Here is a 25,803-nt window from a genome sequence, read left to right on the forward strand (position 1 = left end):
CCGGCGCAGGAGGCGCCGGCGGGTGGATCAGCCGGCCAGCACGGCCGCTTCGCGCGCCAGCTGCTCGATCCGGGCCCAGTCGCGTGACTGCAGCAGCTCGCCGGTGGTCAGCCACGAGCCGCCCACGCACAGCACGTTGGGCAGGTGCAGGAACTGTGGCGCGGTCTGCGCGCTGATCCCGCCGGTCGGACAGAAGCGCACATCGCCGAACGGGCCGTTCCACGCCGACAGCATCGCCGCGCCGCCGGCCTGCACCGCCGGGAAGAACTTGAACGTGTCCAGGCCGTGCTCCAGTCCGCGCATCAGCTCCGAGGAGGTGGCCACGCCGGGCAGGAACGGCAGGTCGACATCACGCGCGGCGGCATAGAGCCGGTCGGTGGCGCCGGGCGAAACCGCGAAGCGGCCACCCACGGCCTTGAGCTGCTCCAGCTGCCGGCCTTCGAGCACGGTGCCGGCGCCGATCACCGCCTCGGGCACGGCCTCGACCATCGCCTTGATCGCGTCCATCGCGCGCGGGGTGCGCAGGGTCACCTCGATCACCGGCAGACCCCCGCGGAACAGCGCGTTGGCCACCTGCACCGCATCGTCGATGTCGTTGGGGGTGAACACCGGAATCACCGGTGCCAGTTTCAGGATTGCGCGCACGCGCGGATCAGCGCCGGACATCGAATTTTCCTTCGCCCACCAGGGCCATCACGTCGGCGACGCCGACCGGGTTGAAGTCACCGGGAATGGAGTGTTTCAGGCAGCCGGCGGCCAACCCGAAGCGGATCGTGGCCCCGGCATCGAAGCCTTCGATCAGCCCGTGCAGCACGCCGGCGGCAAACGCGTCACCGCCACCGATGCGATCGACGATGCCGGTCAGCGTCTCTTCCGGGGCGATGGCACGGGTGCCGTCGCGGCCGAGCAGCATCGCGCCGAGCGAATGCCGGTCCACGCTGTGCGCGGTGCGCTGGGTGCACGCCATGTACTGCAGGCGCGGGAAGGCGGCAAAGGCCATCGCCGCGGCCGCATCCACGCGCGCCTGGGCATCGGCCTGCGCGAACTGCCCGCCGAGCACCACACCGATGTCGCGGTAGTCGGCGAACCCGATATGCGCGCAGTCGAACAGGTCGCGCAGGATCGCCGTGGCATCGCCACCCCAGCGCTCCCACAGCTTGGGCCGGAAGTTGCCATCGAAGGACACCTTGATCCCCATCGCCACCGCCGCGCGGGCCGCATCCAGCGTGGCCTGTGCGGCCTCCGGGCCAAGCGCCGGGCTGACCCCGGACAGGTGCAGCCACTGCGCGCCGTGCAGCAGCACCGGCCAGTCATGGCTGTCGGCGCGGGCGTTGGCGAAGGCCGAATCGGCGCGGTCGTAGACCACCTCGCTGGGCCGATGGCCGGCGCCGGTGGTCAGGAAGTACAGGCCCATGCGGCCCTCGCTGCGTCGCACGCGACTGGTGTCGAGCCCGTGCCGGCGCAGCTCGCCGGTCACCGCCGCGCCCAGCGGGTTGTCGGCGACCACGCTGACCATCGCCACGTCGTGGCCGAAGTGGGCCAGCGACACGCCGACATTGGCCTCGGCGCCGCCACAATGCACCTCCAGCGCCGGGCTCTGCAGCAGCAGCTGGTTACCGGGGGCGCCCAGCCGCAACAGCAGCTCGCCAAAGCAGACCACACGGGGGAAATTCATCAAGCGCTCCTGCTTGCAGTCGATTTCCGGGAATGATGGCACGGAAGTTTGACCATCGGTGTCATAAGTGGATCCTGTCCCTGCTGTCCTGTCCCGCACTGCCCGCCAGCAGTGCCTGGACAACGGTTTGGCACGCGTTTTCCCCCTGCTGCAGTGCAAGATGCTCCTCTTTCACGCAGCTGCTACTTTCCGTTTTGACTAGCGGTGTCATTCAGCGGATGACACAACAAGAACACCGCATCACATGTAGACCTTGGAGAGGGGAAGCACATGGATCCACGTAACGCGAAGAAAAAGACACCGGTTACCTTGCTCGCTTTGGGCATCAGCCTGGCCCTGCACTCCGGTGCCGTGCTGGCGCAGGATGCCGGCGGCGCAGCCGCGACCGAACTGGACACCGTCACCGTCACCGGCTACCGCGCCAGCGTCGAGAAGGCGCTGGACATCAAACGCGGCGAGAGCGGCGTGGTCGATGCGGTGGTTGCCGAGGATATCGGCAAGTTCCCCGACAGCAACCTGGCCGAGTCGCTGCAGCGCATCCCCGGCGTGGTGATCACCCGGGATGGCGGCGAAGGCCGCAACATCTCGGTGCGTGGCCTGGGTCCGGATTTCACCCGCGTGCGCATCAACGGCCTGGAAGCGCTGAGCACGGTCGGCAGCAGCGACGGCCAGGGCGGCACCAACCGCGGCCGCGGTTTCGATTTCAACGTGTTCGCCGCGGACCTGTTCTCGCAGCTGATCGCGCGCAAGACCGCCTCGGCCGATGTCGAGGAAGGCTCGCTCGGTGCCACGGTCGATCTGCGTACCGCGCGTCCGTTCGACTATGACGGCCTGACCATCGTCGGCAACGTGCAGGCCGGTTACAACGATGCCTCGCAGTCGGCGATGCCGCGCTTTGCCGGCCTGATCGCCAACAGCTGGGCCGACGGCAAGTTCGGCGCGCTGCTGTCGGTGGCCTACTCGGAGCGGGAGACCGTCGAGGAAGGCTCCGGCACCGTGCGCTGGGCCGGTGGCGGCACCAATGGCGGCTTCAACGCGGCCTCGCCGTTCAAGGACGCGCTGAAGACGGATGTGTATGCGCCGCGTTTCCCGCGCTACACGCTGATGGAGCATGACCAGAAGCGTCTGGGCGTGACCGGTGCACTGCAGTTCAAGCCGTCCGACCGCACCACCTTCAGCCTGGATGCGCTGTACTCCAAGATCGACGCCAAGCGCGACGAGAAGTACATCGAGGCCAACGGCCTGAGCAAGTCGTCCAACGACGGCAAAAAGGAAATCCTGGTCACCGATGGCGAGGTGCGCAACGGCGCGCTGGTCTACGCCAGGATGGACAACGTCGATATCCGCGCCGAAAACCGCCACGACGAGTGGAGCACGGACTTCTACCAGATCAGCCTGGATGGCGAGCACCGTCTGAGCGACAACTTCACCATCACCGGCAAGGTGGGTACCTCGCGCTCCAAGCACGACAACCCGGTCCAGGCCACGGTCATGATGGACAAGCTCAATGTCCAGGGCTACAGCTACGACTACCGCGGCAACGTCAACAAGCCGGTGTTCAACTACGGCGTGGATCCGACCGATCCCAATGGCTGGACCCTGTCCACGATCCGCCTGCGCCAGAACTACGTGACCAACGAGTTCGACAACGGCCAGCTGGAGTTCTCGTGGGTGATCGGGCCCTCGTTCACGCTGGAAGGCGGCGTGCAGGCCAAGAACTTCGGCTTCGATTCGATGGAGCGTCGCCGCGTCGGCAACGAAACCGTGGTGCCGACCTTCAACGGCAGCAAGATCGTGCCGGTCAACATGACCGAACTGGCCGCGCTGCAGGGCATGACCGGCGCACCGGGCAAGTGGGTGGTGCCGAACTTCAACGGCATCGCCAGCGAGTTCGACATCCTCAGCGGCGAAGGCATCTACGCGCTGGCCGACTACAACGCCAGCATCCGCAACGTGCAGGAGCAGGATCGCGGCGCCTGGCTGATGGGTAAGTTCGGTTTCGACATCGGTGCGGTGCCGGTCTCGGGCAACCTCGGCGCGCGTTACGTCAAGACCAAGCAGACCTCCACCGGCGTGGCCACGGCCAGCGGTACGCCGATCACCACCACCGTGACCCGTGAGTACAACGACTTCCTGCCCTCGCTGAACCTGGTGGCCGAGATCACCCCGGACTTCCTGGTCCGCTTCGGTGCGGCCAAGGTGATGTCGCGTCCGGGCCTGGGCAGCCTGACGCCGGGTGTGACGGTCAGCGTCAGCGGCAGTGCCAAGACGGTCAGTGGCGGCAACCCGCTGCTGGATCCGGTGCGCGCCAAGACCGCCGACCTGGGCTTCGAGTGGTACTTCAATGAAGGGGCGATGCTCGGTGTCGGCCTGTTCTACAAGGACATCGAGAGCTTCATCCAGAACACCCGCGAAACCCGTCCGTATGCGAGCAGCGGCCTGCCGGCCAGCCTGCTGGAGAACCTCAACGCCGCCGTCACCGACGATTTCGTGTTCAGCACCCCGGTCAACACCCCCGGTGGCGACCTGACCGGCGTGGAGTTCAACTACACCCAGCCGTTCACCTTCCTGCCGGGCAAGTGGTCCAACCTCGGCACGCAGCTGAACTACACCTACGTCGAATCCAAGATCCAGTACGTCACCGGCGCCGGCGTCCTGGCGCAGAAGGCCGACCTGACCGGTCTGTCGCGCAACTCGTGGAACGCCACCCTGTTCTATGAAGGCGAGAAGTGGTCCAGCCGCGTCTCGGCGACCAACCGCGACGACTACCTGATCCAGGTGCCGGGCACCGAAGCCGGTTTCGACAGCAAGGGCCTGGGTGTGCATGGCCAGAGCGGCACCACCTTCGTCGATGCCTCGATCCACTACCGCATCAGCGACCAGCTGGAGATCAGCCTGGAAGGCGCCAACCTGACCAACGAAGCCCAGGAATCGTGGGTGGCCAATCCGTCGGTCTCGCTGCCGCTGGAATACAGCGAAACCGGCCGCCAGTACACGCTGGGCCTGCGCTACAAGTTCTGACCGTTCCACCGGGCCTGTGAAGGGCCGGGTCGCCCCCACCGACCCGGCCCTGTTCCGTTGTCCACAGCGCGGCGCTGCCGGCGTCCGGCAGACCGCTCCTGCGCGGTTGCGTCTGTGCGCTGCTGGACCTGTGCTGGCGTATCGAACACTCCCCGGCCCGTGCTGGCCGGGGCTGCCAGCGCGATCAGCCCTCGCCACCGCCCCTGCTTCGTTGCCACGTTGACCGAGTCCCTCCGGGGAGGAGCCCATTACATGGATCGTCGTATGCGCCAGATCAGAAAGACACCGGTTACCTTGCTTGCCCTCGCCATCACTTCGGTGCTGGCGACCCCGGCCGCACTGGCCCAACAGGCCACCGTGCCGGCCAGCCCGACCGAACTGGACGGGTTGACCGTCACCGGCTACCGCCAGAGCCTGCAGAAATCGCTGGACGAGAAGCGCTATTCGACCGAACAGGTCGATGCCATCTATGCCGAGGACATCGGCAAGTTCCCCGACCAGAACCTGGCCGAGTCGCTGCAGCGCATCGCCGGCGTGTCGATCGACCGCGAGGGCGGTGAAGGCCAGCGCATCTCGATCCGCGGTCTGGGCTCGGACTTCACCCGGGTGCGCCTGAACGGACTGGAGGCGCTGGCCACCGCCGGCAACGGCAGCAGCGGCGTCAACCGCAGCCGCGGCTTCGACTTCAACACCTTCGCCTCGGAGCTGTTTTCCCAGGTCAAGGTCAACAAGACCCAGTCGGCGCAGATGGACGAAGGTTCGCTGGGCTCGACGGTGGACCTGCGCGGCTCGCGTCCGTTCGATTTCGACGGGTTCCAGGCCTCGGCCAGCGCCCAGGCCGGATACAGCGAGCTGGCCAGGGACTACGATCCGCGCGTGTCGGCGCTGATCAGCAACACCTGGGCCGATGACCGCTTCGGCGCGTTGCTGTCGGCGTCCTACAGCAAGCGCAACGTCTACGAGGAAGGCTACAACCCGGTGCGCTGGGAGCACGGCAACCACCGCAACTCCAACCAGTCCAACGCCGCCAACAACGGCACCTACGGCTTCTGTTCACCGCTGGGCTACAACCCGCAGACGCCGCGCAATCCGGCCTCCAACGAGACCCCGGCCGGCAGCGGCAGCCAGGCCAACCAGGACCGCAACAACGGCTGGGGCAGCTACGGCATCAGCGCCACCCATTGCGGCACCGGCCTGCCACGCCCGACGGCCACCGCCGCGAACATCGCCGCCTACGAAACCGCCACCAACGCCTGGATCCCGCGCTACCCGCGCTATATCCGCACCGCGCACGAGATCGAGCGGCTGGGCGTCACCGGCGCGCTGCAGTTCAAGGTTTCCGACGACACCCTGCTCAGCTTCGATGCGATGTACTCGCAGCTGGACAAGGACCAGCGCGAGGATTCGCTCGGCGCCAACCTGCACCGTGCCGCCAACCTCGGTGGCAAGACCCAGATCGTGGTGCGCGAGGCCGAGGTGGATGCGCAGAACCGGCTGGTCTATGGCGTGTTCGACAACGTCGACTTCCGCACCGAGTCCAGCCAGATCCAGGAATCGACCCGATTCCAGCAGTACAGCCTGAACCTGGACCACCACTTCAACGATGCGGTGAAGCTGGAGGCGCAGGTCGGCCATTCCCGCTCCGACTACGAGCGCCCGGTGTTCTCGCTGGTCAGCTTCGACAACAGCAACATCGACGGCTTCGTGATGGACATGCGCAACGGCGGCGACATGCCGGCAATGACCCTGCCGTTCGCGCTCAATGATCCGGCGGCGTGGTCGTGGCTGGGCTACGGCGCGGTGCCGGTCAACAGCAATGGCACCTCGCGCGGCAGCAACATCAGCGAAGTGCGCCTGAATCCGAGCTACGTCAGCAACGCCTTCGACACCGCCAAGCTCGACCTGCAGTTCAACCTCAATCCGACCTTCACCCTGCGTACCGGCCTTGCCTACAAGGACTACGACATGGCGTCGGAAGAGTACCGACACATCAGCTACGGCCGCCTGGCCCAGGCGCTGCCGGCCGGGGTGAGCATCGCCGACCTGAGCACCACGCTGACCGGCTTCGGCAAGAACCTGTCGGGCAATGTGCCCAGCGGCTGGCTGGTGCCGGATTTCGACAAGATCGCCACGCTGCTGGACATCAACTGCAACTGCGACAAAGGAGTGCAGGGGGGCGACTACCGGTTGGCCGGTGTTGGCCACTTCGGCGCGTCCAACAACAACTTCGAGGTCAACGAAAAGAGCCTGGGCGGCTACCTGCAGCTGGATTTCAACACCGAGCTGCTGGATCGCGCGTTCCGCGGCAACCTGGGCGTGCGCGTGGTCGATACGCAGATCAGCGCCTCGGGCTGGGCGCCGTGCAACGCAGCCACGACGGGCAACAACTCGGCCAACTGCGAGTCGTTCTTCGGCGTGGCCAGTGCCACCGCCGCGGCCGGCGAGCGCTCGCTGGTGCGCTCGATCGTCAACCACAGCTACCAGGACGTGCTGCCCTCGCTGAACCTGGCCTGGGACGTGGCCGAGAACGTGGTGCTGCGCTTTGGCGCGGCCAAGACGATGGCGCGGCCGACTCTGGCCTACCTCTCGCCCAGCGTCAGCGGAGGCCCCACCGGCTACTTCGACGACGGCCGCGTGTTCGCCATCAACCTGGGCAATCCCAAGCTTGATCCGTTCCGTTCGACCAACTACGACCTGAGCGCGGAGTGGTACTTCGCCGAAGGCGCGCTGCTATCGGCGGCGGTGTTCTACAAGGACATCGAAAGCTATGTGCAGCGCACCCGCCTGCTGACCACCTGGGGCGACATGGGCTACTCGCTGGATCTGCTGCCGGCCGGCTTCACCGCCGACACGCTGTTCAACGTGCAGAGCTACTACAACACCCCCGGTGGCCCGCTGAAGGGCTACGAGCTGACCTACCAGCAGCCCTTCACCTTCCTGCCGGGCATCTGGAGCAAGTTCGGCATCCAGCTGAACTACACCCACGTCGAGTCGAGCATCAAGTACATGTTCAGCACGGCGGCCAACAGCAACACCAGTGTCACCACCACCTTCACCGAGAACGACCTGGTCAACCTGTCGCCGAACTCGTACAACGCCACCCTGTACTACGACGACGGCACCTTCAGTGCGCGTGTCTCCACCAGCTACCGCGACGGCTATATCGGCGAGATCCTCAGCCGCGAGAACGTCTGGGACCTGGATGGCAAGCAGCTGACCACCGCCGATGTGACCGGCAAGGACAGCGTGCGCAACGTCGACTTCAACATGTCCCACCGCCTGAGCAAGAAGCTCTCGCTGACCTTCGAGGCGATCAACCTGCTCGATACGCCGGACAGCCGCTACGTCGATTCGTCGTTGCAGCTGGCCGACCGCTACACCGTCACCGGCCGCCAGTACTACCTCGGTGCCCGCTACAAGTTCTGAGCAAGCGCCCGCCGCGCGGCGCAGGCGCCCGCGCCGCGCGGGTCTGCTGCGGTGGCGACGGTGTGGGACACCGGGGGTGTTTCCGCTACCGATGTCTGTCGCCCCGGCTGCGCACCCTGACGGAGGCGCACGCCGGCGGCGCCTCCCGTGCGCGGATCCCGGGCGACTGGAGACCTATCCGATGAATGCAGTGCTTCGATTCCTCCGCGCTTTGCTGCTGGCGACACTGCTGACACCGGCCGCGACCGTGCACGCGGCCGCCCGCACCGATCCGCAGGCCGAGACCATGCTGCTGCTGCAGACCGCCTCCGGCGGCTGGTCCAAGCACTATCGCGGCAAGGCGGTGGACTACCGTCGCCCGCTTAGCGCGGTCGAACGTGACGCGCTGCGCGCGCCCGGGCGCAAGGACGATGCCACGCTCGACAACAAGGCCACCACGTCGGAGATTCGCTATCTGCTGCAGGCCCACGCCCGCACCGGCAACCCGGCCTATCTGCAGGCCGCGCGCCGCGGGGTGAGCTATCTGCTGGCCGCGCAGTATCCCAACGGCGGCTGGCCGCAGTACTACCCGGACCGTTCGTTCTACCGCCACCAGATCACCTTCAACGACGATGCCATGACCCGGGTGCTGGAGCTGCTGCAGGACATCGTCGAGTCACGCGATGAGACGGCACTGCTGGCGCCCGAGTTCGGCTCCGCCGCACAGGCCGCGCTGGCACGTGGGCTGGACTGCGTGCTGGCCACCCAGGTGCGCATCGAGGGTCTCCCGACCCTCTGGGCGGCGCAGTACGACGAGGTCACGCTGCTGCCGGCCAAGGCGCGGTCCTACGAGCTGCCGTCGCTGGCGGTGGCCGAATCGGTCGGGGTGCTGCGGTTGCTGATGCGCCAGCGCGATCCCTCACCGGCACAGGTGGCCGCGGTGGAGGCGGGCGTACGCTGGTTGCAGGCGCACCGGCTGCCGGATGTGGCGCTGGAGACGGTCGAGGCGCCCGAACAGGAAAGCGGACGCGATGTGCGGATCGTGCAACGGCCCGGCGCATCGCTGTGGGCGCGGTTCTACGACCTGCAGCACCAGCAGCCGATGTTCGTCAATCGTGACGGCGTGCAGGTTGCGCAGTTCGCGGCCATTCCCAACGAGCGCCGTGTCGGCTATGCGTGGTATGGAGTGTGGCCGGAGAAACTGCTGCGCAGCGAATGGCCGGCATGGCGTGCGCGCTGGGGCGTGTCGCCGCACGGCGCCCCGGTACCCGCGGTGCAGTGACGGCAGTGAAGAAACATGTGTGGAAAGAGTGAGCTGATGAACCCGAAGACTTGTTTGCGTCCCTCCCTTCTGGCCTGCGCGCTGGGCATGCTGCTGCAGGCGCCCACGGCATGGGCGGCACCGGCCCAGTTGCTGTTCCAGGTGTCCGCCGATGAGGGGTTTGACGCCGATCGCGCCGCGGGCGATGCCACCCCCAACTTCCAGGACAAGGTGAAGATCGTCGCCGACGGCGCGCGGGGCAGCGCGATCGAGTGGGCCGATGATGGCGTGCTGTCGTGGAATGCGCCGGGCAACATCCACGCCCAGCGCGGCACGCTGTCGTTCTTCTGGCGTTCGCGTTATGCCGTGGGCGAGGCGCCGTTCGTGATCTTCCGCGTCGGCTATGCCGACCACAGCAGCTGGGACATGGCCTGGCTGCGCATCGACTGGAACGGCCACGGCTTCGATGCGTTCGTTACCGACGCCAACCTGGCGCGCACCCGCGTCTCGTTCAAGCTGGATAAAAACCCGTCGCCACAGCAGTGGCAGCACATCGCCTTCGGCTGGGATGAAGACCACGGCGTCAAACTTTTTGTCGATGGCAAGGAAGTCGCGCGTGCGCAGACCACCGGCGACTACGATGCGGCGCTGGACCAGCTCGGCTTGGCCGGGCGGGTGATGGCGCCCTACCAGGTGCAGAGCCGCTACAACTTCCTGCGTGGCAGCGACTTCGACGAGATCCGCGTCTACGACCGCCTGCTTGATGGCGAGGCGGTGGCCGCCCTCGCCCGCCATGCCGAGCCGCCCGTGGCGCCCACCGTCGCGCCCTCGCAGCGCAGCTGGTGGCATCGCCACGGCTGGGACGGCGCGCCGCCACCGGCACTGGCTGCGTCGACCACGACGATCCGCAAGGTCGAGTTTGCCGACGTCAAGGACCTCAAACAGTGGATGTGGAAAGGCACCGACGGTATCGCCGAGACCACCTGGCCGGGCGTCTACAACCGCTCGCGGTTGGCCGGGCGTGACGACTATTTCCAGCTGCCGGACTGGAACACCTATGTCGAGGGCGGCCAGCAGCTGGACCTGACCGTGCCCGACGGTGAAACCATCAACCGGGTGGAGATCCGCGGCGCCGCATTCGGCACCCTGGCTGGCACCGCCGGAACGCTGTTCACCCGGCCGCAGGGCGTGGTGCGCAGTGTCGACAGCTTCGCCGCGCAGCGCGGCGGTCAGCTGCACTTCCGCAACACCGAGCAGGAAACGCCGATCCAGGAGATCTGGGGCTACCACGTCAGCGACGCCGCCGAGCCGGCAGGCACGGTCAAGCAGCGCTACCTGATCGACAGCAGCGTGCTGCCCGATTACACCAACATCGCCGCGCTGCGGGCGTATATCGACGGCCGTTATCCACAGGCCGAACGCAGCACGGTGATGGCGCTGCCCAAGGGGGCCGGGGCACGCAAGCGCGGCGCCGGCACCTTGCCGGCCGATCCGCTGCCGATCGTGCATGTGCTGATTCCCTCCGGCGTGGGTGATGCACCGGCCGCGCAGCCGCTGATCCGCAGCTGGGCGCACAGCTGGGAGAACATGCATGACGGCCTGGACGGGGTGGCCATCGACATTCCGGCGCTGGACCTGCCGGCCACGCACGACGGACTGATCCCGCTGAACATCCGCATCAAGGACCCGATCTGGCCGGCGCGCGACATGATCGACGTATCGGTCTCGGTCAAACCCGGGCAGAAGCGCACGCTGTGGCTGGACCTGCGTGACCGCATCCTCACCGCCGACAGCCTGTGGATCTCGGTGGCCTCGGCGGCACCGGGCTTCAATGCCGCATCACTGGATGGTGGCGAAGTACGCCTTGTATTCAAGGACCGCAAGCAGGCGCTCGGTGAACACGTGGCCGACCGCTTCAACCAGGTACGCGACAACTGGGGTTTCCTGGTCGAGGAGCACACCACCTCCAAGCGCCAGCGCCTGTACGCGCGCGTCTATGCGGATCTGAGCGACCTGCTGCGGGTGGATCCGGACCACGAACTGGGCCGCCTGTACTGGAACTACATCAGCTACAACAGCCAGGGCAAGCCGCCGTTCGCGCAGCCGGCCGCGCCCAAGGGCGTGCCGCTGTGGGCGTTCCGGCAGACCGAAGACCTCAAGTACGTGCGCCGTTTCATCGACTGGTGGATCGAGAACCGCCAGGTCGCCTATGGCGATTTCGGCGGTGGCCTGTCCGATGATTCGGACCTGGTGCAGCAGTGGCCGGGACTGGCCTTGATGGGCGTGCAGCCGGACAAGCTCAACGCCTCGCTGACCGCGCTGTCCGATGCGATCTACCGCAACGGCATGTTCGCCAACGGCCTGAGCACGATCGAGACCGACGAGCTGCATTCCTACGAGGAAGGCATCAACGCCAACAGCGCGATGCTCTACCTCAACTGGGGCGATCCGCTGACCGTCGAACGGCTGATGGAAACGGTCAAGGCCTTCGACGAGCGCATCATTCTGCCCAATCCGCAGGGCCACCTGCTGTTTTCCAGCAACTGGTTCGGCGGCAACAAGGTCTACCGCGAGCCGAACTGGCAGTGGCAGAAGCCGTACTCGTTCCCGGCGTTGCATCCGGCCTTCCTGATCGGCGAGTACAACGCCGATCCGACCGGTCGCAAGCTGGTCACCGGCCTGGCCGACAGCTGGTTGGCGCACGCCTACACCGACGACAAGGGCCGCTTCACCCTGCCCAATGAAATCAACTGGGCGACCGGGCAGACCCGCGGCGGCGAGTTGAACCAGGGCTCGGGCAGTGGCGATGTGATGCACACCTTCTGGGCCGCGTGGCGCTGGAGTGGTGACGACCGATATCTGCAGGGGCTGGACTACCGCGTGCAGCGTGGTGGCCCCGGCGCGCTGTCCAACCTGGGCGAGAACTTCGTGCAGGTGCTGGGCCGCGAACAGGACTGGGGCAAGCAGCTGATCGCCGAGGCCGACAACGGTGGCAGCGGCTTCGCCAGCGTCACCGCCTGGCAGCTCACCGGCGACACCCGGTACCTGGAGCAGCTGCACGCCGAGGGCATCCAGGCCAAGGCACAGCGCGAGTACATGAACACCGAAGGCCACTGGTGGAGTGACCGGGTCGAGGCGCCGAGCGAGTTCCTGCAGCGCGCGCGGCTGGGCGGTATCGCGCTGAAGCGCAACCAGAGCTGGCCGGGGCACACGGTGAGCTGGAGCTTTGCCGACGCTGCCGCCGCCGAGCAGGTCGCGCTGCTGGTGGACGCGCCCTCGCCCGAGCGCTTCAGCGTCACCGCCTACAACCTCAGCGGCCGCAAGCAGGCGGTGCAGATGACCGGCTGGAACGTGGCCGCCGGCCGCTGGCAGGTGCGCAGCGGCATCGATGCCGATGGCGACGGCCGCATCGACGGGCGGGTGCAGCTGCGTGAGATCGATTTCGAAAAGAGCATGGCCACGCCACTGGAATTCGTGCCGGGCAAGACCCAGCGTTTCGAGTTCGAACGGATCCAGGCCGGCACCCCGGTCAGCGGGCGTGCCGATCTGGGCATCGGCCGCGGCGATCTGCGCATCGAAGGCGACACGCTGCATCTGACCGTGCACAGCCTGGGCCATGTCGCCACCGTCCCCGGCGTGGCCGTGGTGCGCGATGCCCGCGACCGGGAAGTGGCGCGGGCGGTGATTCCGGCACTGCCGGCGCCCAGTGATCTGCTGCCCAAGACGGTGACCGTGCAGCTGCCGTTACCGGCCGGTTTCGTGCGCGCAGGGGCGCGCGTGCAGGTGCTGCAGGACGGCGAGGTGGCCGAGGTGACGGCGCTGAACAACAGCCTGCCGCTGCACTGATCGCCGCTGCCTGGCGCCCGGACCTGAGCGGTTCGGGCGCCGGCCGCTGCGCTCAGCCGCTGATGGCCACCGGCGTGTCGCGCGGCATGGCCTGCGGCGGCTGGTCCGCCTCGGTCTGCAGATCGCGGGTTTCGCGCAGATACCAGTGCGGGTGGGCCGGATCGGGCAGGAACACCGTGCAGCGCTCCATCACCTGCTGGTAGACGTGCACCGACACCGCGATCTGATCGGGGCTCGGGTTGCAGATGGTGTGGTACTCGTGCGGCGGGATCAGGCAGCCGGCGCTGCCGCGTCCGGCCAGCAGCCCGCGCCCGGCCCGGAACTGGAACCGCTCGCCGGCCTGCGCCTGCAGCGCGTACTGGGTGATCTGCAGCATGCCGTTCCACACGCCTTCCACGCACCACAGCCCGCTGTGGTCATGCAGCGGGGTCGCCTGCCCCGGGCCCCAGGTCATCGCCACCACGCTGTAACCGTGCGCCGCGCTGCGATACAGCTCGCGGCGGGCGTAGTGATCGTGGACGGGCTCGTGGACGCCCGCCGGCAGGACGATCTGGTCGTCGGCGATCGCCTCGCGCAGCACCTGCTGCACGCTGTGGGTGATCGCCGCGATATCGGGCTGCTGGATGGCCTGGTCGAGCGCGGCCAGCAGGCGCTGGCGGCCCGGGAACGGCGGGTAGCGGTGGAGGTCATCATGCATCAGTCGATATTAAGCCAGAGCGGTTATCGCTGTGTTCCGAGGCCCGAGCCGGGTGGAGCATGGACGCCTTCCGAGAGTTCTCAGGGAATCAAGTTGCGGCGCAGCGCCGGCACCTGCTGTGCCAGCTCGTCGGCCACCATCGCCGCGAAGAAACCCGCGCCTTCCGGACCGAGGTGGGTGTAGTCGAAGGCGATCTTGGCCTGGCCCATCGGTTCGACCGCGTTGGCATCGACCCCGCCGGGCGCCGGCGTGCCGGGTACTGGCGGCACGCCGATGGTGGTGCCGGCCTGCGCCGCGCTGACCTGGACCGGCAACGCCGGCGCCTGGGCAAAGCGCATCGCCTGCACCGGGCCCATGCCCTGCACCGCGGCGGTGCTGCGCGCGTGCAGATCCACCAGCGGCACGTCCAGCTCGGCGGCGACACGGCGGGTGGCGTCGGCCCACGGCGCCAGATCGTCGATCAGCACCCCGGTGCGGAACTGGCGGCGTGTCAGCGGTGTTAGCAGCACCGGCACGGCGCCGGCGGCGCGGACCTCGCGCACGTAGCGGCGCAGGTTGTCCGGGAATTCGTGCTGCAGATCGGTCGAGCGCCCCGGCTTGCCGGGCTGGTCGTTGTGGCCGAACTGGATCAGCACATGCACGTCGCGGTAGGCACCGGGCCGCATCTCCTGCAGGGCGATGTCCCACGAACCCTCGGCGCGGTAGTTGTAACTGCTGCGACCGCCGCGGGCCAGGTTCACGCAGCTCAGGAACGCGCTGACGTGGCGCGCGCAGAATGCCGCACCCCAGCCGCCCTGCACCGCCGTGGTGGAATCGCCGACCAGCACGATCTTGCTGGCGCGGACCGGGGTGGGCGTGGGCCGCTCGGTGATGGACGGATCCAGTGCGGCGCAGGCCACTGCCGGCGTCAGCGCCAGGGCGAGAGAAAACAGCAACGGTCGCAAGGTCATGATCGGGCTCAGAAGGTACCGCGCTGGACGAAGGGGGCCTGCTGGTAGAGCCGGCGTTCGCCGCCGCGCGGGTCGTCCATCTGCCGGCTCGGCGTGTCGAACACCATGGTCTGGCGGCGGGCCAGTCCGTAGCGGTCCCAGCGCGGCAGGCCGGCATGGTTGGGGTCGCCGGTGCGGGCCAAGGCCAGCAGCGCATCGCCCATCGTCTCCGACAGCTGTTGCATCGCCGCCCCGCTGCCGGTACGTGAGCCGGGCTGGGCGTTGTTGTGGAACACCAGCGGAATATCCAGCGTGTGGAAGGCGCGCAGCGCCGCGGCGTCACCGTCGCGGTCGTATCCGTCCAGCTGGTAGGCCCAGGTCGGTGCGCCCTGCCGGGCACGCGCTTCCAGCTCCTCGACCGCGCCGCGCCACGAGCGGCCGGCGGTGGTGGCGGCAAAGAACACCTCCGAGGGCGTGTACTGCGGGTACAGCCGCCGGTATTCGGCGATCACCACCGAGGGCAGCAGGTCGACGTACTGCTGGGTTTCCAGTTTGGCCGGCAGTTCTTCCCAGCTGAGCGCATGGTGCTTGGGGTCGTTGCCGAGGAAGGCGCGGGTCTCGTCGCGGGTGTTGCCGATCACCATCGGGATGCCGGCCGACTGCGCGGGGGCCTGCGGCCAGAACGGATGCACCGGCAGGTTGCGGGCATCGAGCACCGGCCCCAAGTACAGCGCGGTGTTCTCCACGCGCGAGGGATCGCGCAGCTTCACCGCTTCGAGCAGCTGCGCCATCGGCAGGCGCCGCAGCGTTTCGGCATCACCCTGGAAATGGTCCAGCACCTGCTGCGCGCGCTGGCTGGCCGCGCGCGGGCCGGCGGCGGTGACCTGCTGCCCGCTCATCGTCCACGCCTTGTGGAACAGACCCTGCGCGGCCGGCATCGCCATCAGCGTGGCGATCTTGGCGCCGCCGCCGGACTGGCCGAACACGGTCACGTTGCCGGCATCGCCGCCAAATTCGGCGGCGTGCTGGCGCACCCACTGCAGCGCCTGCACCAGATCCAGCTGGCCGACGTTGCCGGAGTCGGCAAAGCGCTCGTCGCCGAGCTGGGCCAGATAGAGGTAGCCGAACAGGTTGAGGCGGTGGTTGACGGTGACCACCACCACATCGCCGCGCCGGCAAAGATTGCCGCCGTCGTACAGCGGATCGCTGCCGGAGCCGTTGTTGTAGGCGCCGCCGTGGATATAGAACAGGATCGGCCGCTTGCCGCCGTCGCGCAGCGCCGGGGTCCAGACATTGAGGTAGAGGCAGTCCTCGCTGCCCGGACCTTCGTCCCCGCCCTGCGGTGCGGCCGGGCCGTAGTCCAGCGCATCGCGGATGCCACGCCACGGTGCTTCCAGCAGCGCCGGCTGGAACCGGCGCGGTGCGGTATCGCCGCCATAGGGAATGCCGCGGAACACCTGGATGCCCTGCTCGGTCTGCCCGGCGACCCTGCCGCTGCGCAGTCGTGCGATCGGGCTGGGGCTGGCCGGCGTGCCTGCAAGGGCGGGGCTGCCCAGACCGGCGGCGATACCCAGCAGCGCGCTGCGGCGCAGGAAGTCGCGCCGGGCCGGGGGAGAAGAAGTCGTGCTCATCGGTTCGCCTCCGGCGATTGTGCGGCGATCCAGGCCAGCGCCAGCTGCGGCCAGACGGCGGTGGTCAGGCCGGCGGTGCCACGCGTGCCAAAGCCATGTCCACCCCGCGGGAACAGGTGCATTTCGCTGGGGATGCCGGCCTGTTGCAGGCGGTGGTAGAACAGCAGGCTGTTGCCGACCGGCACCACCTCGTCATCGGCGGCGTGCAGCAGGAAGGTCGGCGGCGTGCTTGCGCTGACCTGCTGCTGCATCGAATAGCGCTGCCGCAGTGCAGGGGTATCGGCGCCACCGAGCAGCCGTTCGCGCGAGCCGGCATGGCTGTCGGGCCCTTCCATGTCGATCACCGGATAGACCAGCAGCTGGAAATCCGGCCGGGCGCTGACCGTGTCGATGGCATCGGTGGCCGGGGATACCGGCGTATCGAAGCCGTTGCCCAGCCGCGCGGCCAGGTGGCCGCCGGCGGAAAACCCCATCACCCCGATCCGCCGCGGGTCGATGCCCCAGCCGCCGGCGCGGTGGCGGATCAGCCGCAGCGCGCGCTGCGCATCGGCCAGTGCCGCCTCGCGGTCGGCGCGGCCTTCGCCGGGCAGCCGGTAACGCAGCACGAACAGGGTCACCCCGCCCTGTTCGACGAACGCCGGCACCAGCGCGGTGCCCTCCTTGTCAAGCACCACCCGCTGGTAGCCACCACCGGGGATCACCAGCAGCGCGCTGCCGTTGGGCCGGGCCGGTCGGTAGGCCACCAGATAGGGCGCGCTGACATGGTCGATATAGCGGTCCGGCAGCGCCGGATCGGTGCTGCGCTCGACGATGCGCGTCGCTTGCGGCAGCGGCTTGTCTCCCGGTGGCACCGCCTGTGACCACAGCGCGACCCGGTCCGGCGATCCCGGCTCCGGTTCGATGGCCGCGGCCAGTCCCGGAATTGACCACAGAAAAGCCAGAACAGTCGCAAGACGCTTTGAATGCAAGGGTTTGGGGAGTTTCCGGTTCGGCATCGAGGGAGGCATGCAAGGAGGGGACGGGCGGGTCTGGTGCACTGCACATTGCAAGATGACACCGGTTTACCATATACAGCCAGTCACGGCACTGTCGATGCGCGGTGCAGCAAAGCCATCAGGAGACTCACTTGAGCAACGACCAGGACAGCCAGGACCCGCAGACCGCAGGGCTGGACGCTATTGCCCGCAGCTTTGTCGATGCCCGCCGCAACGGCGCATCGCTTCCGGACTTCCCGGGCGAGATCCCGGAGGATCTGGTCACCGCCTACCGGGTGCAGGACCTGGCCATCGCCCGCTGGGACGATGCGGTGGTGGGCTGGAAGGTCGGTTTCATCGCGCCGGAGCGCCGCGATGGGTCCGGTGACGAGCGCCTGCTGGGCCCGGTGTTCTCGCGCCATCTCTGGAATGCTACCGGTGGCATCAACGACATTCCGGTGTTTTCCGGCGCCGGCGGTTTTGCCGCGGTCGAGGCCGAGTACGTGTTGCAGCTGCAGGCCGATGCCCCGGCCGACAAGCTGGAGTGGACGCCGGAGGAAGCGGCGGCGTTGCCGGCACGGATGTTCATCGGCGTGGAAGTGGCCAGCAGCCCGCTGGCCACGATCAACCAGCTCGGCCCGCGGGTGGTGGTGTCGGATTTCGGCAACAACAATGGCCTGGTGCTGGCGGCGGAGATTCCCGACTGGACGGCGCTGGACGAATCGCAGCTGCGTGCCAGCACCGAGATCGACGGTGAGGTGGTCGGCACCGGCGGCGCGGGTAATCTGCCCGGGGGCCTGCGCGCGGCCTATGCGTTCGCGCTGTCGCGTTCGGCCAGGCGCGGGCGGCCGCTGAAGAAGGGCGAGCTGATCGCCACCGGCAATGCCACCGGCATCCATGACATCGCGGTGGGCCAGCAGGCGGTGATCCGCTTTGAAGGCCATGGCGATATTTCCTGCAAGGCTGTGGCGGCCGGCTGACCGGTCCGTACAGCGGGTACGCGCGGAGGGCGCAATGATCACTCGCAGAGGTTTTCTTACCACCGGCCTGGGCGCGCTGGCCGCGCCGCTGCTGGGGGCGTGTTCGGCCGGCGGCGGCAATGCCGGCCGTGGCGGCCAGCTGTTGACCGCCACCGACGTGCATGTGGCCGACTATCCCACGGTCACCGCGGTCAAATGGATCGGCCAGCAGCTCGAACTGCAGACCGGCGGCCGGTTGCGCCTGAACCAGTACCACTCCGGCCAGCTCGGCCGCGAGTCCGAGGCCATCGACATGGCCCGGTTCGGCGCGATCGATATCACCCGGGTGTATTCGGGTGCGCTCAACAACGCTTTCCCGCTGACCCGCGCGCTGTGCCTGCCGTACGTGTTCGACTCGGTCGCGCACATGCGCCACGCGCTGGACAGCGGCATCGCCGAGGACGTGCTGCGCGGCTTCGAGAGCCGCGATCTGGTCGGGCTGGCGATCTACGACTGCGGCGCACGCTCCTTCTACAACACCAAGCATCCGATCGTGGAGCCCAGGCAGCTGCACGGGCTGAAGCTGCGGGTGGCCAGCTCGGACATCTTCCTGCAGCTGATGCGCCTGTTCGGCGCCAACCCGACGCCGATGTCGCTGGGCGACACGTTCTCCGGCATGGAGACGCACATGATCGACGGCGCCGAGAACAACATGCGCAGCTTCCATTCCAGCCGCCATTTCGAGGCGGCCCGCTACTGGTCGCAGAGCGAGCACTCCTACGCGCCGGACATCCTGCTGATGTCGCGCCGCAGCCTGGAGGCGCTGAGCCCGGCCGACCGTGGCCTGCTGCTGGAGCTGGCGCGGCAGTCGGTGCAGCAGATGCGCAGCGCCTGGGACGCCTCCGAGGACAAGGCGCGGCAGGCGGTGCTGGCGGCTGGAGTGGAGGCCAACGCGGTGGATATGGCGGCCTTCCGTGCGGCGGCCGCGCCGTTGCTGCGGCAGTACCTGCAGCAGCCGGAGATCGCCGCCCTCCACCGCCGCATCCGCGATTTCGCCTGAGGTCCGTCCTGATGTCCGATTCCAACGCAACTCCGATCCTGACCGGCCCGCAGAAGCTGCTCGAGCAGTTGGCCACGGTGGTCATCCATATCGCCGTGCTCGCCCTGCTCGGGCTGGTCGTGGTGCAGGGCTGGCAGGTGTTCGCCCGCTACGTGATCAACGATTCGCCCAGCTGGACCGAGCCGGTGACGCTGCTGCTGCTGAGCACGACGATGAGCATGGGCGCCGCCGCCGGCGTGCACACCAACCGCCACTTCGGCTTCTACCTGCTGGCCGAGCACATGAACCCGCTGTTCCGGCGCCTGGTCGAGGCGCTGGTGCCGCTGATCATCGCCACCATCGGCGGTTTCATCGCCGTCTGGGGCTGGCTGCTGTGGAGCGACGGCCTGCACATCAAGACCGCTGGCGCCGCGTTGCCGCAAAGCGTGAACTACCTGCCGCTGAGCCTCGGCGGGGCGCTGATGGCGGTGTTCGCGCTCAACCGCCTGCTGCTGTCGCTGCGCGTGGACGTGGCCATGGCCGCCGCCGCTGTTGAAGGAGACCGCTGAACCATGGGTATCGCAATCCTGTTTGCCGTGTTCGGCGTGCTGCTGCTGATCGGCGTGCCGGTGGCCTATGCGCTGGCCGCGGCCTCGCTGGCCACCCTGCTGTACCTGGACCTGCCCAGCATCGTGCTGGTGCAGCAGATCTCCGCCGGTACCGGTTCGGCCTCGCTGATCGCCATTCCGCTGTTCATCTTCGCCGGTGAAATCATGATGCGCGGCGGTATCTCCGAGCGCCTGATCGCGCTGGCCTCCTCGCTGGTCGGGCGCCTGCGCGGCGGCCTGGGCCAGGTCTCGATCCTGTCCTCGCTGTTCTTCGGCGGTGTCTCCGGTTCGGCCATCGCCGATGTCTCGGCGGTCGGCGGCACGATGATCCCGCAGATGGTCAAGCGCGGTTACGACCGCGACTTCGCGGTCAACGTCAGCATCACCGCGGCGCTGGTGGCGCTGCTGGTGCCGCCCTCGCACAACCTGATCCTGTTCTCGGCCGCGGCCGGCGGCGGCCTGTCCATCGCCGACCTGTTCGCGGCCGGCATCGTGCCGGCGCTGCTGATGACCGTGGTGCTGATGGTCACCGGCTATGCGGTGGCGCGCAGCCGCGGCTACGGCGTGGAGCCGTTCCCGGGCATGCGTGCGGTGTTCACCCGCCTGATCGCCGCCCTGCCCGGCCTGGGGCTGGTGGGGCTGATCTTCTTCGGCATCCGCGCCGGCATCTTCACCGCGGTCGAATCGGCGGCGATCGCGGTGGTCTACGCGCTGCTGGTCACCGCCGTGCTGTACCGCCAGCTGCGCATCAAGGAGTTCATGGAAACGGTGGTGCATGCCGCACGCAGTACCGGTGTGATCCTGTTCGTGATCGCCACCGCCGCCGTGTTCGGCTGGCTGCTGGCCTACCTGCAGGTGCCGGCCGCCGCGGTTGAGTTCCTGCAGTCCTTCGCCCACAGCAAGTACGCGGTGCTGCTGATGATCGTGGTGATGCTGCTGCTGCTGGGCACCTTCATGGACCTGGCGCCGCTGATCCTGATCTGCACGCCGATCTTCCTGCCGGTGGCCAAGGCCTATGGCATCGATCCGATCCACTTCGGCCTGGTGCTGGTGCTGACCGGTGGCCTGGGGCTGGTCACGCCGCCGGTGGGCTCGGTGCTGTTCATCGGCACCGCGATCGGCAAGATCAGCGTCGGTGAAAGCATGAAGACCATCTGGCCGTTCTGGCTGGCCGGGCTGGCGGTGCTGCTGGTGGTGACGCTGTTCCCCGGCATGTCGCTGTGGCTGCCGGCGCTGCTGCGCAGCTGATGCAACGACGGGGCGGGCGTGCCTGCGGGCGCACCGTTCCGGCTGTCTGATGATCGGGAGCCCCGGCCCCCTGCCTGTGGAGAAGTGAATGAACGTGACCCGTAGCCTGGCCGCGCTGGCCCTCGGTTGCCTGCTGGCCGCCGCCCCGGCGCTGGCCCAGGAGGCGCCCTCCCCCTGGAAGCGCGGCATCGAACACCAGCGCCAGGCCGATCTGGGCAATGGCAGTTTCCTCAATCCGGTACTGGCCGGCGACCGTCCCGATCCGTCGGTGCTCAAGGATGGTGACGACTACTACCTCACCCTGTCCTCGTTCGATGCCTATCCCGGCCTGCCGATCTGGCACTCGCGCGACCTGGTTAACTGGCAGCCGCTGGGCCATGCGATCCGCACGAATGTCGGCTCGATCTGGGCGCCGGACATCGTCAAGCACCAGGGCCGCTACTTCATCTATTTCCCGGCACGCGTGGGCGGCACCGAAGGCAACCTGCGCAGCAACTGGGTGGTGTGGGCCGATGACATCCGCGGCCCGTGGAGCGAGCCGGTCGAGATCGGCCTGGGCAAGTACATCGACCCGGGCCACGCGGTGGGCGAAGACGGCAAGCGCTACCTGTTCCTGTCCGGCGGTGATTACGTGCAGCTGGCCGACGACGGCCTGAGCGTGGTCGGGCAACCGAAGCACGTCTATGACGGCTGGCGTTATCCGCAAAGCTGGGACGTGGAAGCCTACGCCCAGGAAGGCCCGAAGATCAGCTTCCGCGACGGCTGGTACTACATGACCACCGCGGTGGGCGGCACCGCCGGCCCGCCGACCGGACACATGGTGATCACCGCGCGTTCGCGTTCGATCCACGGGCCATGGGAGAACTCGCCGCACAATCCGATCACGCGCACCGTCAGCCGCGCCGAGCCGTGGTGGTCGCGCGGCCACGCCACGATTGTCGAAGGCACGGACGGCCGCGACTGGATGGTCTATCACGGCTACGAGAACGGTTACTGGACGCTGGGCCGGCAGATGCTGCTGGAGCCTATCGAATGGACAAAGGACGGCTGGTTCGTGGCCAAGGGCGGCGATCTGGGCCGTCCGCTGGCCAAGCCGGCCGGCCAGTCGCAGGCCCATGGCATGGCGTTGTCGGACGACTTCCGCGGCGACACGCTCGGCGCGCAGTGGTCGTTCTTCAACCCGGCGCAGGACGAGTACCAGCGGCTGGGCTTCGGCAAGGACGGCCTGACCCTGCAGGGCAAGGGCCGCACCCCGCGCGATGCCTCGCCGCTGACCGCCATCGCCGGGGATGTGGCCTACCAGTTCGAGGTGGAAATGGAGATCGAACCGGGCGCCTTCGGCGGCGCGCTGCTGTTCTACAGCGACCGCCTGTATGCCGGGGTCGGCAGCAACGGCGAGGATTTCATCCTGCACCGCTACGGCGATGAGCGCCCCACCCGGCCCCGGCCCAGTGCCACCGGCGGCAAACTGTGGCTGCGGGTCACCAACAACCGCCATATCCTCACCGTGCACAGCTCCCGCGACGGTACGAACTGGGAAAAGTATCCCGTTCAGATGGAAGTCTCCGGCTACCATCACAATGTCTCCGGTGGCTTCCTTGCCCTGAAGCCGGCGATCTACGCCGCGGGGGACGGCAAGGTGCACTTCCGCCAGTTCCGCTACCGCGCTCTTGATTGAACGCGGATCGCTAGAATGCCTGTATTGAACGGTTTCAAGGACATCGCCTTGCGCAAGAAAGCCGACACCGACCCCACCTCCCGCCCGGTAGGACGACCCGCCACGATCAATGACATCGCGCGGCTGTCCGGGGTTTCCAAAAAGACGGTGTCCCGGATCATCAACAACTCGCCGCTGGTGCGCAAAGACACCCGCGACAAGGTCGAGGCGCTGATGCGCGAGGTCGGTTACGCGCCCGATCCGCTGGCCCGCGGGCTGGCGTTCCGGCGCTCGTTCCTGATCGGCATGGTCTATGACAACCCCACCGCGCAGTACGTGGTGGACATGCAGAACGGTGCGCTGGACGCGCTGCGCGGCTCCAGCTTCGAGCTGGTGGTGCATCCGTGCGATACGCGCAGTCCCGGCTATATCGAAGGCGTGAAGCGTTTCGTGCAGCAGCAGAAGCTGCATGGGGTGATCCTGGTGCCGCGTGCCTCCGAAGACCAGGCGCTGGCGGACATGCTCGAGGAGATCGGCTGCCGCTTCACCCGCATCGCCGCACTGCCGCTGGATGACACCTCGCAGATGGTGATCACCCACGACCGCGATGGCGCGGCCGAGGCGGCCGACTACCTGCTCTCGCTGGGCCATCGCGACATCGCGCTGATCACCGGCCCGACCGCCTACCGCTCGGCGCACGAACGCACCGCCGGCTTCATCGAGGCCCTGCACAACCGCGGCATCGAACTGCCGCCGGCGCGCATCATCGAGGCCGGCTACACCTTCGAATCGGGTGTGGCCGCGGCCGAGAAGCTGTTGCTGGGCAAACAGCGACCGACCGCGATCTTCACCGGAAACGATGAAATGGCCGCCGGCGTGTACAAGGTGGCCATGCGCGCCGGCATCAGCATTCCCCGGGAACTGTCGATCGTGGGCTACGACGACAGCCCGCTGGCCTCGCGGCTGTGGCCGTCGCTGACCTCGGTGCGCCGCAATACCCGTGACACCGGGAGAACAGCGGCCGCGATGCTGATCCAGCCCGAGGGCCACAGCCCGCTGCCGATGGCCAGTGTGCGTCCGCACCTGATCGTGCGCGATTCCTGCCAGCCGCCGCAGGACTGAACCCCCAACAGTTTGTTTTCAATGGATTTGTGCGATCTTGCGCTGCAAAATGACACCGGTTTCCATAATTGGCTAGAATGGCCACGAACGGGCCGGAACCTCACCGTCAGGCCCTGGCCTACGCCCGCACCGGCGGCTGCAATGCCGGCGCACCCCCTCCGGCGACCCCGCCGGCATCAAGAACCCGAACCACCGCTTCAGGGAGAGGAACACCATGACGAATCCATTCAGTCTTGAAGGCAAGGTCGCGCTGGTCACCGGCGCCAATACCGGCCTGGGCCAGGGCATCGCGCTGGCACTGGCCGCCGCCGGCGCCGACATCGCCGGCGCGGGCATCGTGCCGGCCGATGAAACCGCCGAGAAGGTGCGTGCGCTGGGCCGCCGCTTCCTCAATATCGAGGCCAACCTGATCAGCATCGAGCCGGTCGAGCGGGTGGTGGCCGAAACCCTCGCCGGCCTCGGCCGGCTGGACATCCTGGTCAACAACGCCGGCCTGATCCGTCGCGCCGACGCGGTGGACTTCAGCGAGAAGGACTGGGACGACGTGATGAACGTCAACATCAAGTCCGCGTTCTTCATGTCGCAGGCCGCCGGCAAGCATTTCATCGCCCAGGGCAGCGGCAAGATCATCAACATTGCCTCGATGCTGTCCTTCCAGGGCGGCGTGCGGGTGCCGTCCTACACCGCTTCCAAGAGCGGCATCGCCGGCATCACCCGCCTGCTGGCCAACGAGTGGGCGGGCAAGGGCGTGACCATCAACGCCATCGCCCCGGGCTACATGGCCACCGACAACACCGCGCAGCTGCGCGCCGATGAAGACCGCAACAAGGCGATCCTGGACCGCATCCCGGCCGGTCGCTGGGGCAAGCCGGAAGACCTCGGCGGCACCGCGGTGTTCCTGGCGTCCAGCGCCTCGGACTACGTCAATGGCGCGATCATCCCGGTTGATGGCGGCTGGTTGGCGCGCTGATTCCCGTTTCCCGCGTGCTGGCCGCCGCCGTGCACGCTTCATGCAATCCCGTACTGAATAGAGAGTTCCGCAATGAAAATCGCATTGATGCAGGAGTTCAGCCAGGCCGCCAAGAACCCGGTGGTGCTGGAACAGCTCAACACGGTGGCTGCCGCGCAGGGCCACACCGTGTTCAACGTCGGCATGGACGGTGACAACGACCACCGCCTGACCTACATCCACCTGGGCATTTGCGCGGCGCTGCTGCTGAATTCCAAGGCCGTGGATTTCGTCGTCGCCGGCTGCGGTACCGGCCAGGGCGCGATGATGTCGCTCAACGCATGGCCGGGCGTGTTCTGCGGCTACTGCATCGAGCCGACCGACGCGTTCCTGTTCGCCCAGGTCAACAGCGGCAATGCGCTGGCGCTGCCGTTCGCCAAGGGCTTCGGCTGGGGCGCGGAAATCAACATCCGTTACATCTTCGAGAAAGCGTTCGCCGGTGAGCGCGGCCAGGGGTACCCGGCCGAGCGTCGCGAATCGCAGATGGCCAATGCCGGCATCCTGGCGCAGGTCAAGCAGGGCGCTTCGAAGGACTTCATCGAAGGCCTGAAGGCGATCGACCCGGAGCTGGTGAAGCAGGCCGTCGGTGGCGAGCGCTTCCAGAAGGCGTTCTTCGACAACGCGCAGGACGCGGACATCGTCGCCTACGTGAAGGGCGTGCTGGGCAAGTAAGCCGGCCCGCAGCTGTATCGCCCTTGCAGGGCAGACAAGGGCGCCCAACG

General features: G+C 67.7%; 18 protein-coding genes. 12 read left to right on the top strand and 6 right to left on the bottom strand.

Annotated elements, in window-relative coordinates; translation table 11 throughout:
* Positions 1–27 precede the first annotated feature (27 nt).
* A complete protein-coding gene (gene eda / locus ACVOMC_RS00315) occupies positions 28–666 on the bottom strand; it encodes a bifunctional 4-hydroxy-2-oxoglutarate aldolase/2-dehydro-3-deoxy-phosphogluconate aldolase (protein WP_481522389.1) in 639 nt (212 codons plus the stop codon).
* Complete coding sequence (locus tag ACVOMC_RS00320) at positions 653–1,675, bottom strand: sugar kinase (RefSeq protein WP_057505719.1); 1,023 nt, start codon at positions 1,673–1,675, stop codon at positions 653–655. The genes eda and ACVOMC_RS00320 overlap by 14 nt, the downstream gene beginning before the upstream one ends.
* Before the next feature lie 270 nt (positions 1,676–1,945).
* Between ACVOMC_RS00320 and ACVOMC_RS00325 the strand changes: the two genes are divergently transcribed.
* The 4 genes from ACVOMC_RS00325 to ACVOMC_RS00340 all read left to right on the top strand — a co-directional run bounded on the left by ACVOMC_RS00325 (position 1,946) and on the right by ACVOMC_RS00340 (position 13,208).
* Positions 1,946–4,696, top strand: a complete 2,751-nt coding sequence (locus ACVOMC_RS00325) for a TonB-dependent receptor (RefSeq protein ID WP_054659144.1) — start codon at positions 1,946–1,948, stop codon at positions 4,694–4,696.
* 264 nt (positions 4,697–4,960) lie between these two features.
* Complete coding sequence (locus tag ACVOMC_RS00330) at positions 4,961–8,122, top strand: TonB-dependent receptor (protein ID WP_481522390.1); 3,162 nt, start codon at positions 4,961–4,963, stop codon at positions 8,120–8,122.
* Between the two features lie 181 nt (positions 8,123–8,303).
* Positions 8,304–9,383: a pectate lyase gene (gene pelA, locus ACVOMC_RS00335; RefSeq protein ID WP_481522391.1), complete on the top strand. Its 1,080-nt coding sequence runs from the start codon at positions 8,304–8,306 to the stop codon at positions 9,381–9,383.
* An 87-nt stretch (positions 9,384–9,470) separates the two neighbouring features.
* Positions 9,471–13,208: a LamG-like jellyroll fold domain-containing protein gene (locus ACVOMC_RS00340; protein WP_481522710.1), complete on the top strand. Its 3,738-nt coding sequence runs from the start codon at positions 9,471–9,473 to the stop codon at positions 13,206–13,208.
* A gap of 52 nt (positions 13,209–13,260) precedes the next feature.
* Here the strand turns inward: ACVOMC_RS00340 and ACVOMC_RS00345 are convergent, their stop codons facing one another.
* The 4 genes from ACVOMC_RS00345 to ACVOMC_RS00360 all read right to left on the bottom strand — a co-directional run bounded on the left by ACVOMC_RS00345 (position 13,261) and on the right by ACVOMC_RS00360 (position 17,460).
* Complete coding sequence (locus ACVOMC_RS00345) at positions 13,261–13,905, bottom strand: cysteine dioxygenase family protein (protein ID WP_481522392.1); 645 nt, start codon at positions 13,903–13,905, stop codon at positions 13,261–13,263.
* A gap of 80 nt (positions 13,906–13,985) precedes the next feature.
* Complete coding sequence (locus ACVOMC_RS00350) at positions 13,986–14,855, bottom strand: rhamnogalacturonan acetylesterase (protein ID WP_481522393.1); 870 nt, start codon at positions 14,853–14,855, stop codon at positions 13,986–13,988.
* A gap of 8 nt (positions 14,856–14,863) precedes the next feature.
* Positions 14,864–16,465 (bottom strand): carboxylesterase/lipase family protein, encoded by a 1,602-nt coding sequence (locus ACVOMC_RS00355; RefSeq protein ID WP_481522394.1) that lies wholly within the window; start codon positions 16,463–16,465, stop codon positions 14,864–14,866.
* Positions 16,462–17,460 (bottom strand): alpha/beta hydrolase, encoded by a 999-nt coding sequence (locus ACVOMC_RS00360; protein ID WP_481522395.1) that lies wholly within the window; start codon positions 17,458–17,460, stop codon positions 16,462–16,464. The genes ACVOMC_RS00355 and ACVOMC_RS00360 overlap by 4 nt, the downstream gene beginning before the upstream one ends.
* Before the next feature lie 131 nt (positions 17,461–17,591).
* Between ACVOMC_RS00360 and ACVOMC_RS00365 the strand changes: the two genes are divergently transcribed.
* The 8 genes from ACVOMC_RS00365 (at position 17,592) to ACVOMC_RS00400 (ending at position 25,753) form a co-directional block, all read left to right on the top strand.
* Entirely contained in the window at positions 17,592–18,419 is an 828-nt protein-coding gene (locus tag ACVOMC_RS00365; RefSeq protein ID WP_481522396.1) for a 2-keto-4-pentenoate hydratase, read from the top strand.
* A gap of 34 nt (positions 18,420–18,453) precedes the next feature.
* Positions 18,454–19,458: a TRAP transporter substrate-binding protein gene (locus ACVOMC_RS00370; protein WP_481522397.1), complete on the top strand. Its 1,005-nt coding sequence runs from the start codon at positions 18,454–18,456 to the stop codon at positions 19,456–19,458.
* Positions 19,459–19,469: 11 nt separating this feature from the next.
* Positions 19,470–20,006 carry a TRAP transporter small permease gene (locus tag ACVOMC_RS00375; RefSeq protein WP_054658433.1) on the top strand — a complete coding sequence of 179 codons (537 nt, stop codon included), beginning with the start codon at positions 19,470–19,472 and terminating at the stop codon, positions 20,004–20,006.
* Positions 20,007–20,009: 3 nt separating this feature from the next.
* Positions 20,010–21,293 carry a TRAP transporter large permease gene (locus tag ACVOMC_RS00380; protein ID WP_054658435.1) on the top strand — a complete coding sequence of 428 codons (1,284 nt, stop codon included), beginning with the start codon at positions 20,010–20,012 and terminating at the stop codon, positions 21,291–21,293.
* A gap of 88 nt (positions 21,294–21,381) precedes the next feature.
* The gene (locus tag ACVOMC_RS00385) at positions 21,382–22,971 is read left to right on the top strand and encodes a family 43 glycosylhydrolase (RefSeq protein WP_481522398.1); all 1,590 of its coding nucleotides are present in this window, start codon (positions 21,382–21,384) and stop codon (positions 22,969–22,971) included.
* A gap of 15 nt (positions 22,972–22,986) precedes the next feature.
* Entirely contained in the window at positions 22,987–24,072 is a 1,086-nt protein-coding gene (locus ACVOMC_RS00390) for a LacI family DNA-binding transcriptional regulator (protein WP_241772641.1), read from the top strand.
* 214 nt (positions 24,073–24,286) lie between these two features.
* Complete coding sequence (gene kduD / locus ACVOMC_RS00395; RefSeq protein WP_054658439.1) at positions 24,287–25,042, top strand: 2-dehydro-3-deoxy-D-gluconate 5-dehydrogenase KduD; 756 nt, start codon at positions 24,287–24,289, stop codon at positions 25,040–25,042.
* Between the two features lie 72 nt (positions 25,043–25,114).
* Positions 25,115–25,753 carry an RpiB/LacA/LacB family sugar-phosphate isomerase gene (locus ACVOMC_RS00400; RefSeq protein WP_481522399.1) on the top strand — a complete coding sequence of 213 codons (639 nt, stop codon included), beginning with the start codon at positions 25,115–25,117 and terminating at the stop codon, positions 25,751–25,753.
* Positions 25,754–25,803 lie beyond the last annotated feature (50 nt).

Source organism: Stenotrophomonas sp. STEN014 (assembly GCF_056760315.1).